Raw genomic sequence first — 12,312 nt, forward strand, 5'->3', positions numbered from 1 at the left:
GTACCGGCTCGGTTCCTTGCAAATGGCTGGCATACTTACAACCGCCCGCTCAAGCCGCCCCCACTGACCGGGGAGATGGAGCCTCTGGGAGGGTTCTCGAGTTCGATGATGACGCGTTTCATGGGGGGTCTCTGGGTTGACTGGAGGAACAGTGGGCTAGGAACAACCGGGTAATCGGCAGCCAGCCCTCAGCGAGGTTCTGGATCCCTTGTATTCATCAGCATGATTGCACCGTGGAGCCTGCAATCGAGTTCGCGTTGCAGAACCAGGCACATTTCCCTACGCAACACTGGACGCAACACTGGCTTCGAAACCCCTATTCACCCCCTTGCCAGCAAACCCACCTGAGCCTCGCCTGCGAAGGCGCTTTTTGGACCAGAGTTGGCTGGTCTGGTTCGGCGGGGCATGGAGTCTTCGCTCCTGGCCTTTGAGCCAGGTTCGCGATTCTCACAAAAACGTAATCCAACCTTTGGTAGGTGGTTCCAGAGGCTCAGTCCAGGCGGCGATAGACATGGGGTAGTGGGCGAAAAATCAAGTCCGAAGCGGCTTTCTTAATATATGGTCGAATCGGCTGGACAAAAGTGTGGTTATGTTATACGCTTACCTCATCCGAGTTGGTACAAAAACCAAACGGGGGAAGGAACAAAACGTAAGTGAACTGAAGAACCGACCGCAACGCACACCCAACGAGCCGCCCGACACCTAAGCCCCTAGCAGAAGCGCCCTGTGGCGCAGACCGAAACGGAAGTGGATGATGAAGAAGCTCGAGCTACCCCTGCACCCCCATCTGAAAGCCATTTTTGGTTCCCCTGCCGACGCCCCTCTGGCAGCACTCGACTGGGAAACCAAAAACCACAAGCTGATGTACGACCACGGCCTCGAGAGCAGCCCCTTGTAGCCGTTTGGCGCTTCGCGGCTGCCAAACCACCCCGAACCGGCCCCCCCAGGTCTCGTGGTTACAACCCGCAAAGCCTGCGCTTTTGTCCACAGCAAACTGGCTGAAAGACCGTCTCAGTTTTACCCGCCAGAGGACGGTACCCGGTGCAGCAGCACACCCCTGAACCGCTTTTTAGCCAAAAGCCCCAACATACCTGACCGAAATGTACAAGGAGTAACACATGTCCACCAATCTGGTTCTTATCAGCGGCGTCCTCAGCAAGCACGAGCTTCGCTACACCCCCAAAGGCACCCCTTTGCTCGAGGTCTCCCTCATCGGCAAGCGGGCCATCGGCGAAAACCTCCTCTTCTTCCGCACCGACCTCACCTTCTATGGCAAGCTGGCCGAGAATTGGGCCAATCAACTGGTCGGCGGGCAGGCCTACCAGGCCATGGGTCGCCTGGTTTACGAATCCTGGGAAGCAGATGGCGTGAAGGGCTCGCGCCTGCGCATTGTGGGCGAGGAGCTCTTCAAGCTGGAAAACGCCGATGTGCGCGAGGAAGAAAAAGGCCCGGTGCTCTTTGGGGCCGAAAACCGGGTGATTTTGTCGGGCGGCCTGACCGCCGATCCCGAAATTCGCCAGACCTCGCTCAAAACCCCGGTGGCCAGAGCCAGCCTGGGCTTCTCGAGCTGGGATTCTTCCGCAGGACAGGCCCGGAGCCACTACATCGAGCTGGAAGCCTGGCGCGACCTGGCGGTGCAGTTTGCCGGTCTAAAGAAGGGTTCACAGCTACTCCTGGAAGGCTCGCTCAAAACCGAGGTCTGGGAAGACAGAGAAACCAAAACCAAGCGCTTCAAGCGCGTCCTGGAAGTCCAGCGCGTTACCCCCTTGGCCCGCATCCGCAGCACCGAGCACAACCCGGAAAAACCGCAGGTGGTGGGCACCAGGGCCAAAACCAAAACCAGGGCCGCCTGAATTGCCCTTCCGTGCTTCGGGGACCAATCGGCATAGAGGCGCACGGGCCGTGCGCCTCTACTTTCTCGAATGACGGTGCAGATGAAATCGGCTTATCGCGCTCTTCACAGACGTGACCGCCCATCCAGGCGGCCACGGTTCTGTTCAGAACCAGGCTTTCTCGAACCCGAGTGGCTCATAATGAGCGCTCTATCGCTGAGCGAGCCGTAGGAGGGGCGAAGCAGGAAGCAGCAACTTGGAGGTAGAGGGCAGGTGTTGGAGACCTACCACCTACCTCCCGACCACCCACTCCCATCTTGTGAATCCTTGAAAGCTGCTGGTACGCCTGAAGTCGGTGTTTCATCACCGCCCAAATAGGCAGGCTGGCAAAGGAGCAGGCTGGGAAAGGTCCACCACCTATCCCTCAATGATTTCCAGCGCTGACCTACGCCCTGCGATGACCCCCCAAAGTTGCTGAAGGGCCGAAAGCTATCTATGGTCAGTCCAGCCGCTCGTAGGCGGGCAGGGTCAGGAACTCCTTGAACTCGGGTTGCAGCACCAGTTCGTCCAGTAGTTGGGCGGCCTCCTCGAGGTTCTTCATCCCGGCCAGCTTGGTCATCTCTTCCTGCTTGAGCTGAGCATACAACTCAGGGGTGAAGGTGCGCCCATCCTCCAGCTTGGCGCCCTTGCGAAGCCACTGCCACAGCTGCGAGCGGGAGATTTCGGCGGTGGCGGCGTCTTCCATCAGGTTGAAGATGGCCACCGCCCCGCTTCCGCCCAGCCAGGCCGCCATGTATTGCAGCTCCACGCTGATGTTGTTGCGAACCCCGGCCTCGGTAATTTTGCCGCCCGGCACGTTGAAGTCAATGAGCTGTTCGGCCCTCACTTGGCCGTCTACCTCCTCGCGCAGGCGGTCTTTCTGGTGGGGCTTCTCGCCCAGCACCCGGTCGAAAACAGCCAGGGCCACCGGCACCAGGTCGGGGTGGGCCACCCAGGTGCCGTCGAAGCCGTCCCCGGCCTCGCGCTCCTTGTCCTTGGTGACCTGTTCGATGGCCCGTGCGTTCACCTCGGGATCCTTGCGGCTGGGGATAAAGGCCGACATCCCCCCAATGGCGTGGGCCCCGCGCTTGTGGCAGGTACGCACCAAAAGCTCGGTGTAGGCCCGCATGAAGGGCACGGTCATGGTGACCTGGGCCCGGTCAGGGAACAAGACATCGTGGGTGGCGAACTTCTTGATGCAGCTGAAGATGTAGTCCCAGCGCCCGGCATTGAGGCCCGCGGCGTGCTCGCGCAGCTCATAGAGGATTTCCTCCATCTCGAAAGCGGCCAGGATGGTCTCGATGAGCACCGTAGCCCGGATGGTGCCCTGGGGAATCCCCAGGTAGCTCTGGGCGAACTTGAAGACCTCGTTCCAGAGGCGGGCCTCGAGGTGGCTCTCGAGCTTGGGCAGGTAGAAGTAAGGCCCGCTGCCCCGCTTCAGGAGTTCATGGGCGTTGTGGAAGAAGTAGAGCCCAAAGTCGAAGAGGCTCCCCGACATGGGCTCGCCGTCCACCAGCACGTGCCGCTCCAAGAGGTGCCAGCCCCGGGGGCGCACCAGCAAAGTGGCAATTTTCTCGCCCAGCCTGTATTCCTTCTCGGGCGTGCTCAGGCTAATGGTGCGGCGCACCGCGTCCATCAGGTTCTGCTGGCCCTGCACCACGTTGGCCCAGGTGGGCGAGAGGGAGTCCTCGCAGTCGGCCATAAAGACCTTGGCCCCGGAGTTGAGCGCGTTGATCATCATCTTGCGCTCGGTGGGGCCGGTAATCTCGGTGCGGCGGTCGTTGAGGTCGGGCGGTGCGGGCGCGACCTTCCAGTCGCCCTCGCGCATGAAACGGGTGTGGGGCAGGAAGTCCGGTTTCTCACCGGCGGCAATGCGCCGGGCCACCTCGGCGCGGCGTTGCAGCAGACCCTTGCGAACCGGATTAAACTCGCGTTGGAGCCCGGCCAAAAAGGCCAGGGCTTCGGGGGTGAGCACGCTCTCGGAAGCGGGGAGCTTTGGGCCGATAATCTCAACACCTTTGGGCATCTGGCTCATAGGAGTCTCCTGGGTACAGGGAGCAGAACGGCTTGCCTCCTGGCTATGCCCAAGCCTAGCCCCTTGAAAAAGAGTTTGTCAATCAGTGAGATTATTTTGCATCTATTGAAAAATAGAGCCGGCTCACCTATGCTCTAAGACTATGGAAACCAAGCGTCGCCCAGGGCGCAACCGCTCCACCGAGGTCGGCGAGGTGCGCACCCTCGAGCGCGGCCTGCACCTGCTGGAAGTGCTGTCCGAGGCCGAAACCCTCTCCCTTTCGGAACTGGCCCGCCGCACCGACCTCTCCCCCAGCACCGCCTACCGCCTGCTGGAAACCCTGCGCCGCCGGGGCTTTGCCGACTGGGACGAGGCCAGGGGCCTGTGGAAGGTGGGCCTGCGGGCCTACCAGGTCGGCTCGGCTTTCCTGACCCGGGGCGGGCTGATTGAGGCCGCCACCCCGGAGATGGAAAAGCTGGTGGACGAACTCAACGAGACCGTCAACCTGGCCGTGCTGGACGGCCACGAGGTAATCTACATCGCCCAGGTCGAGGGGCGGCAGCTCATCCGCATGTTCACCCGCATTGGGGCCCGGGCCCCCATCTACTGCACCGGGGTGGGCAAGGCCCTGCTGCTGGAGCACAGCGAGGCCGAGGTGCGGCGCATTGTGGGGGCCGGGCCCTTCAAGCCCTACACCGCCAAGACCATCACCACCTTAGAGCGCTTCCTGCACACCCTGCACGAAGCCCGCCAGCGCCGCTACGTGCTCGACGACGAGGAGCGGGAGGACGGGGTGCGCTGCATTGCCGCCCCCATCCACGACAACCGGGGCAAGGTGGTGGCCTCGATGTCGCTCTCGGCGCCCGCCACCCGGGTGCCCGACGAGCGGCTGCCCGAGCTCGGAGCGCGGGTGCGCCAGGCCGCCGATGCGGTCTCGGCCCGGCTGGGCTGGGCGGGGTCTCAAGCTCCAGGCTCCACGTGTACCTGAATGGCCTCGAGCGCCAACCCCACCCGCACCACACTGTAGCGCGCTCCGGGGGCTGAAGGGCCGTCGTAGCCCCTCGTTTCCGGAGATTTGAAAAAGCGCACCCGCACCCCCCTTGCGCTAAAACTATCCTCCAGGCCCGCCCTGAACGACAAGCCCAGAGCTGCCGGGTCGGGGCTTTGCACCAGGCGGGTCAGCAGCCAGGGCAAGATGCGGGGGCCAAAGACATCGGTGCTCACAAGGTTTTTTAGCTCCGGGTCGGGTTCGGTCATCGGGCTGCGGCCTAGGTGTATCAGGAACTCCCCCAGGGCCGGGTCGTAGCAGTCGCCCTGGGCCAGCAGGCTCACCTGCCAGAGGGCAGGGGTGCGCTCGAGGAAGGCCACATGGCTGGCCCCCACCACCTCCCAGGGGCCCCGCTCCGGCACCACCAGCGCGGTGTTTTCGTCTACCCCCACACCAAGCTCTACCCCGACCTGCTCCACCGCCCGCATGAGCCGCCCAAAGCGCCCCCAGGCCAGAAAATGCTGGTCTACCTGCACCTTCCTGACCAAGCCCAACCCCGGCTGCAAGGAGAGCGTATCGCCCTCCCCCAGCCAGGTGTCCAGACTTGAACCTCCGGCAATCATGGGATCGGCCATCACCGCCGTCCCGGCACTGCTGCCGGCCACCCCGGCGCCTTCCGTAAACCTGCGCCTGAGCAGCGCCAGCACCGGCGTGCCCTGCAAAGCCTGGGTAATCCGGCGCTGATCTCCCCCAGCAAAGAAAAACCCCGAGCAGCTTTCCATTTGCCGCAGTACCGCAGGGTCATGGGCAAGACTAGCGGCGTTCTCCAGCGTGATACCAATGTGCTGGGGGTCGAAGCCCTGCGCCCTGAACATGGCCGCATTCCCTTCCCAGCTTTGGGCCGGGTGGCTGCTGGCGGTGGTAAAGATGCCGATGCGCGGGCCGCAGTGCTCCAGGATGCTGGCAAACACCGCCCGGTTATCGGCCTGAAGCGCCCCTCCTATCAGAACGACGGTTCCCATGTTCTAAAAAAACCGGGATTGCTCCCGGCCCTGAGTCGCATACTTGGGTTCGGGCAGCTACCCGATGCGGGCCTCCACATATTCCCGCTCACCGGCCACAATTTGCCGGGCGAGTTCGATGTCCTTGGGGTACTCCTTGCCCCGGTTGATGAGATAAGTCTCGTAGCGCCCAATTTCGAAGTGCTCGACCACTCGTTTGAGGGCCCTGCTCAGGTCAAACTCCTTGCAGGAAAAAATGTCCACGCTGATGAAGCGCTGGCTGGGAAAGGTATGAATCGCAATGTGGCTCTCGGCGATGATCACCACCCCCGAAATTCCCTCCGCCTGACCTGGCATGGCCGGGTAGCGCTGCACGATGGGCGGCAGCACCTTGGTCATCTCCATCTCTTCGGGAAGCTGATCCAGAACCTGCCGGATCAGCTCGAAGTCCGCCAGCTTTTCTGCGTTTGCGTGGTAGCCGTCTATCATCAGGTGCGGGCCAAAACCAAACAGTTCCAACCTCGTATCCTCCAAAAGCTTGCGGCTTTCAAGCCCTGGGTTTTTCCCCGCGCCTTGTCCGCAGCCCCTGCAAGACGGCCACCCAAGGGTCGTCTCAACAGCCCATCATTATGGGCAATGGGGGGGTCAGTGTCAATCAAAGCCCCAAAAAGGCGCTTCTGCACAAAAAATAGGCACCCTTCAGAGCAAGTAGATTGGAATAAGTGTTATTAATTACACCAGTCCCCCCACAGGTCAATGTGTGCCCCTATTGGTTTCCATACCAACCTTAAAGCGGGTATAGTCTAGAGGAAATGAGCACGAAACCTGTGACAGGTAGTGAAAAGCAGACCTCGGACCGACAAGACAACTGGTGGATCGAGCCCCTCTTCACGGTGCTAAGCCTGGGCCTGTTTGGGTTGTATGCGCTGTGGGTTGCCTGGAATCGCCAGCACTACGAGTACGGACCGTATCTTTCGCCCTTCTACTCGATTCCCATACCGGGCGTTCATGCCAAAGACCTCGACTGGCTGGCCATCTCCCCCGCGTTTCTGGTGCTCTGGATTCCCCTTGGCTTCCGCGCTACTTGCTACTACTACCGCAAGGCCTACTACCGGGCTTTTTTCTGGGATCCCCCGGCCTGCGCCGTCCCGGAGCTGCGCAAGGCCTACAGCGGCGAGCGCGCGTTCCCCTTTGTGCTCAACAACCTGCACCGTTATTTCTGGTACCTGTCGGTTCCGGTTGTCGCTTTCCTCTGGTACGACGCCATAAAAGCTTTTTTCTTCGAGGATGGGTTCGGGGTTGGGGTGGGCAGCCTGGTGATGCTTGGCAATGTGATTCTGCTCTCCTACTACACCTTCTCCTGCCATGCCTGGCGGCACATCGCCGGAGGCTGCCTTAACTGCATGTCCAAGCACAAAACCCGCTACAACCTGTGGCAACGCATCACCCGCATCAACGAGAGCCACGGTTTCTGGGGGGTGACCAGCATGCTGTCGGTGTGGTTCACCGATGTCTACATTCGCCTGTGCTCGATGGGCACCATCACCGATTTCCGCCTTTTCTAAAGGAGCCAGATTATGGAATCCTACACAACCTACGACTACGACGTACTGGTCATTGGCGCGGGGGGCGCGGGCCTCAGGGCAGCCATCGCAGCCATTGAAAAAGGGGCCAGGGTGGGCGTTGTCACCAAGAGCCTCCTGGGCAAGGCCCACACCGTGATGGCCGAGGGGGGCATGGCCGCCGCCATGGGCAATGTGCGCCCGGAGGACAACTGGAAGGTGCACTTCCGCGACACCCTCAAGGGCGGGGGGATGCTCAACAACTGGAAGATGGTGGAAAACTACACCAAGGAAGCCCCCGACCGGGTGCGCGAGCTCGAGCAGTGGGGCGCGGTCTTCGACCGTACCCCCGATGGGCGCATCAACCAGCGCAACTTTGGGGGCCACTCCTACCCCCGGCTGGCCCACGTGGGCGACCGCACCGGCCTGGAGCTGATCCGCACCCTGCAAGACCACGCCGTCAAGATGGGCATTCACGCCCACATGGAGACCACCATCTACCGCCTCCTGACCGACGCGGGCCGGGTGGTGGGGGCCCTGGGCTTCAACCGCCAGACCGGCGAGTTTCTGGTTTTCCGGGCCAAGGCGGTGGTGCTGGCGACCGGGGGCCTGGGCCGGATTTACCAGATTACTTCCAACTCCTGGGAGTGCACCGGCGACGGCTTCTCGCTCGCCAGCATGGTCGGCGCCGACCTGATTGACATGGAGTTCATCCAGTTCCACCCCACCGGCATGGTCTGGCCTCCCAGCGTGATGGGCATCCTGGTCACCGAAGGGGTGCGCGGCGAGGGTGGGGTGCTCAAGAACAGCCTGGGTCAGCGCTTCATGTTCGACAACGTGCCCGAGCGGTACAAGGGCGAGTTTGCCGAGACCGAAGAAGAGGCCGAGCGCTGGTTGCAGGGCGACCGCAACGCCCGCAGGCCGCCGGAACTCCTCACCCGCGACGTGGTGGCCCGGGCCATCCGCAAGGAGGTCAACGAGGGCCGGGGCAGCCCCCACGGCGGCGCTTTCCTGGACATTGCCAGCCGTCGCCCTGCCGACTACATCAAAAAGAAGCTCCCCAGCATGTACCACCAGTTCATGAAGCTGGGCAACCTGGACATCACCAAGGAGCCCATGGAAGTGGGCCCGACCTGCCACTACGTGATGGGGGGGGTGCGGGTGGATCCCGACACCCAGGCCACCAACGTGCCGGGCCTGTATGCAGCCGGCGAAGTGGCGGGTGGCCTGCACGGGGCCAACCGCCTGGGGGGCAACTCGCTTTCCGACCTGGTGGTTTTTGGCCGCCGGGCAGGCCTGGCCGCCGCCGAATACGCCGCCCAGCAAACCGGCTCGTACCAGGTGGACGAGGCCCAGGTACAGGCCTACATTGCCGAGGCCCTGCAGCCTTTCCACAACCCCCAGGGCGAGAACCCCTTTGCTCTGATGAAAGAGCTGCGCAGCACCATGCAGAAAAACGCGGGCATCATGCGCGAGGAGGGCGAGCTCAAAACGCAGCTCGAGATCCTGGAAAACCTTAAAAAGCGGGCCTGGAACACCTCGGTCTCGGGGGGAAGGGCCTACAACCCGGGCTGGCACACCGCGCTGGACATCCGCCTGATGGTGGAGATTTCCCAGGCGGTGGTGCTGGCTGCGCTGGCCCGTAAGGAAAGCCGGGGTGGGCACGCCCGCCTGGACTACCCCGACCCCGACCCCACCTTTGCCAAGCTCAATCACATCATCCGGCGCAGCCCCGACGGCAGCCTGAGCGTGGTGGCCGAGCCGCTGCCGGAGATGCCGGAAGAGCTGCGTAAAGTGGCCGAGGCCAAAGACCTCAAGGAACTCAGCGATAAGGTAGGAGCCTAAGATGTCAACCGTCACCTTCAGAGTATTTCGAGGCGACCGGAGCGGCGGTGAGCTCAAAGACTACACCGTCGAGGTACAAGAAGGCATGGTGGTGCTGGATGTCATCCACCAGATTCAAGCCGAACAGGCCCCCGACCTGGCCTGCCGCTGGAACTGCAAGGCCGGCAAGTGCGGCTCCTGCGGCGCGGAGGTCAACGGCAAGCCCACCCTGATGTGCATGACCCGCCTCGACACCATTGACACCTCCAAACCCGTTACGGTGCGGCCCATGAAGACCTTCCCGGTGATCCGCGACCTGGCCACCGATGTAAAGTGGAACTACGAGGCCAATAAGAAAATCAAGCCCTTCACACCGTCGCCCAACACCGACTGGATTATGTTCCAGGAGGATGTGGACCGGGTGCAGGAGTTTCGGAAGTGCATCGAGTGCTTCCTGTGCCAGAATGTCTGCCACGTGCTGCGCGAGCACGACGAGAAAACCGGCTTCATCGGGCCGCGCCTGCTGGTGCGTACCGCCAGCCTGGAGATGCACCCCCTCGACACCGCCAACCGCCTCGAGATGCTCAAAAACGAAGGCGGCATCGGCTACTGCAACATCACCAAGTGCTGTACCGAGGTCTGCCCCGAGCACATCCACATCACCGACAACGCCATCATCCCGCTCAAGGAACGGGTGGTGGACGAATACTACGACCCGGTTCTGGGATTCTTCCGGCGCCTCTTTAGCAGCAAGAAGCGGGCCGAGCCCAGCGGTCAGGCAGCCGACGACTGAGTAACCCCGAAGCCGGGCCCCTCTCCAGGATGCGAACAGGAGAGGGGTTTATTTTTGCTTCATTCACCGAAGCGCTCGGGGTATTACCCCCGGCTGGACGGCACCACATAAGGCCAGGTCAGTGGCCTCTGTCAGACCATTTGCGAAACCCCGAACCTATTGCAGAATGATAAGAAAGTTTTATGCCGCCGCAGCCCATCCTCGAGCTCGAAGACTCCACGGCTCCCCTGCGGGCCCGGGCTTATTTTTACATCCTGCCGGTGGTGGTGTGGGCCGCGCTGTTTGCCTGGTTCCAGCTCGACATCCCCAGCGAGGAAACCTTTTACGAGAAGTATTCGCTGCTGATTATGGCGGTCTGGTTGGGGCTGTGCTGGTTGGGGCTATTGCTGCCCAGGTGGGTGCGCTTTCACACGGTCGAGCGGGGGGTCTTCTGGAGCACGGCGCTGCTGATGGTGTTCAACGTTTACTATAACCTGCTGGCCGTGAACAGCGAGGGGCTTTGGAATTCCTCGCTGTGGATTGCGGTGGTGTTTGTGATGGCCTACTTTGTGTTCGCACCCCGCCAGGCCTGGCTGGTTTCACTGGGAATTTTCGCCGCTTTTGTGATAGTGGGCCTGCTAGCCCTGGTGCCCCCGTCCTTGCGGGGAATGCCCCTGGACCAAAACGCAGTCGTACAGCTTTACGTTTCTCAGTTGTGCTATTTGATTCTGTTCCGGCTGCTGGTGCTCTCCAAGGAGCACTCCCTGCGGGTGCGCCTCGAGGCGGCGAAACTATACGGGCTGGCCCACACCGACCCACTAACCAATGTAGCCAACCGCCGCTCGATTATGGAAGCCCTGTATCAGGCCCTCGAGCAAAACCGTCAGACCGGCCAACCCCTGTCGCTGGCCTTGCTCGATCTGGACCGCTTCAAACAAATCAACGACCAGTATGGGCACGAGATGGGCGATAAGGCGCTGGTGCATACCGCCCAGGTTCTAAAGCAAAACCTGCGCCCAGGCGACCTGTTGGGGCGTTGGGGTGGAGAGGAGTTTGTGCTGCTGCTACCCAATACCTCCCTCCAGGAAGCCCGGCAGCTTTGTGAGCACCTCCAGCAGAAGCTAATCGAGAACCCCCTGGACAACCTGCGGCCTGTGTCGGCCAGCTTTGGCATTGCCACAGCAACGCCGGGCGACACGCCCGATTATCTGATCTCCAGGGCCGACACCGCAATGTACCTCTCAAAGCAGGCGGGGGGCAATCGGGTGGAAGTAGCCTAAGCCAAGCCGCTGACCTCGAGAACAAACAGCACATACATCAGCAAAAACAGCATTCCCTCCCAGCTCGAGATGCGCCGATCCTGCACGAGCAGGTAGAACAGCAGCGCGGAGCCCACCACAAAGGGCAGCGCAAACCCCGTCAGTTCGGGCGGCGCCTTGACCCCGCCGTAAACGGCCCCCGCCCCCACCACCACCAGCGCGTTGAACACACATGAGCCCAGGATGTTGCCCACCGCCAGGGAAGCCTTGCCCTGCCGTGCCGCCGTGATGCTGACCACCAACTCGGGCAGGGTTGTGCCCAGGGCCAGAATCGTCACCGCCACAATGGCCGTGGGCACGCCGAGGCCGCTGGCCAGGCCCTGAAGACTGCTGACCGTCCAATCGGCCCCGAAGTAGATGCCCACCGCACAAAGCCCCACCATGAGCAGATCCCGGCCCGCAATAGGGGGCCTGGTTTCACTCTTCTGCCCGCTGCCACCTTCCTTCAGCAAATACGCCACATAGACCCCATAAACGGCCAGCAAACACAGCCCCTCCACCCGGCCCACCACCCCGTCAAACATCACCACTCCCAGCACAAAGGCCGAGCCCACCAGGAAGTGCAAATCTATGGCAATGTAAGCCTCGCCCAGATACACCGGGCGTAAGACCGAAAAAACCGTGCTCACCCCCAAAATCAGGAGCAGGTTGGAAACATTGGCCCCCAGCACGTTGCCGCTCACGATCTCCGAGACCCCCTGGCTTACCGAGACCAGCCCCGAAACCAGTTCGGGCAGCGAGGTGCCCACCCCCACAATGATGACCCCCACCATAAAGGACGACAGGCCCAGGGCCAGCCCGATGCGCTCGGCAGCTCCGGTGAATAAACGCGCGGAGATAAGCAGCAAGGCCAGGCTGGCGATGAAGGTCAGGAAAAGCAGCAACATGGCGTACTCCCAGACAGCACCATACCCGACCAGGCTCTATCCAACCAGCACATAGCTACTGGAGCAGGGCAAGG

11 protein-coding genes are annotated in these 12,312 nt (G+C 61.9%); 7 read left to right on the forward strand and 4 right to left on the reverse strand.

What is annotated here, in order from left to right:
- Window positions 1-751 precede the first annotated feature (751 nt).
- Together NZN28_RS03850 and NZN28_RS03855 are read left to right on the forward strand one after the other, a co-directional pair.
- Window positions 752-898 (forward strand): hypothetical protein, encoded by a 147-nt coding sequence (locus tag NZN28_RS03850; RefSeq protein WP_295395454.1) that lies wholly within the window; start codon window positions 752-754, stop codon window positions 896-898.
- Window positions 899-1,118: 220 nt separating this feature from the next.
- Window positions 1,119-1,853: a single-stranded DNA-binding protein gene (locus NZN28_RS03855; RefSeq protein WP_295395455.1), complete on the forward strand. Its 735-nt coding sequence runs from the start codon at window positions 1,119-1,121 to the stop codon at window positions 1,851-1,853.
- Window positions 1,854-2,331: 478 nt separating this feature from the next.
- Here the strand turns inward: NZN28_RS03855 and aceB are convergent, their stop codons facing one another.
- On the reverse strand, window positions 2,332-3,906 hold the full coding sequence (gene aceB, locus NZN28_RS03860; protein ID WP_295395456.1) for a malate synthase A: 1,575 nt from the start codon (window positions 3,904-3,906) through the stop codon (window positions 2,332-2,334).
- A gap of 142 nt (window positions 3,907-4,048) precedes the next feature.
- On the opposite strand from aceB, the gene NZN28_RS03865 reads away from it, so the two are divergent.
- On the forward strand, window positions 4,049-4,873 hold the full coding sequence (locus NZN28_RS03865; protein ID WP_295395457.1) for an IclR family transcriptional regulator: 825 nt from the start codon (window positions 4,049-4,051) through the stop codon (window positions 4,871-4,873).
- Here NZN28_RS03865 and NZN28_RS03870 read toward each other — a convergent pair.
- Entirely contained in the window at window positions 4,846-5,895 is a 1,050-nt protein-coding gene (locus NZN28_RS03870; RefSeq protein ID WP_295395458.1) for a cyanophycinase, read from the reverse strand. The two genes, NZN28_RS03865 and NZN28_RS03870, sit on opposite strands and share 28 nt — an antisense overlap.
- A gap of 57 nt (window positions 5,896-5,952) precedes the next feature.
- Entirely contained in the window at window positions 5,953-6,393 is a 441-nt protein-coding gene (gene speD / locus NZN28_RS03875; RefSeq protein ID WP_295395459.1) for an adenosylmethionine decarboxylase, read from the reverse strand.
- A gap of 293 nt (window positions 6,394-6,686) precedes the next feature.
- Here speD and NZN28_RS03880 point away from each other — a divergent pair, with 293 nt between their 5' ends.
- The 4 genes from NZN28_RS03880 to NZN28_RS03895 all read left to right on the forward strand — a co-directional run bounded on the left by NZN28_RS03880 (window position 6,687) and on the right by NZN28_RS03895 (window position 11,312).
- Window positions 6,687-7,439, forward strand: coding sequence for a succinate dehydrogenase (locus tag NZN28_RS03880; protein WP_295395460.1), 753 nt, complete (start codon window positions 6,687-6,689; stop codon window positions 7,437-7,439).
- A gap of 12 nt (window positions 7,440-7,451) precedes the next feature.
- A complete protein-coding gene (locus NZN28_RS03885) occupies window positions 7,452-9,281 on the forward strand; it encodes a fumarate reductase/succinate dehydrogenase flavoprotein subunit (RefSeq protein WP_295395461.1) in 1,830 nt (609 codons plus the stop codon).
- A 1-nt stretch (window position 9,282) separates the two neighbouring features.
- Window positions 9,283-10,053 (forward strand): succinate dehydrogenase/fumarate reductase iron-sulfur subunit, encoded by a 771-nt coding sequence (locus NZN28_RS03890; RefSeq protein WP_295395462.1) that lies wholly within the window; start codon window positions 9,283-9,285, stop codon window positions 10,051-10,053.
- 182 nt (window positions 10,054-10,235) lie between these two features.
- Window positions 10,236-11,312 (forward strand): GGDEF domain-containing protein, encoded by a 1,077-nt coding sequence (locus NZN28_RS03895; protein ID WP_295395463.1) that lies wholly within the window; start codon window positions 10,236-10,238, stop codon window positions 11,310-11,312.
- Here NZN28_RS03895 and NZN28_RS03900 read toward each other — a convergent pair.
- Window positions 11,309-12,238 carry a sodium:calcium antiporter gene (locus NZN28_RS03900; RefSeq protein ID WP_295395464.1) on the reverse strand — a complete coding sequence of 310 codons (930 nt, stop codon included), beginning with the start codon at window positions 12,236-12,238 and terminating at the stop codon, window positions 11,309-11,311. The genes NZN28_RS03895 and NZN28_RS03900 overlap by 4 nt on opposite strands.
- Window positions 12,239-12,312: the final 74 nt, after the last annotated feature.

It is taken from the genome of Meiothermus sp. (genome assembly GCF_025056915.1).
Lineage (GTDB): Bacteria > Deinococcota > Deinococci > Deinococcales > Thermaceae > Meiothermus.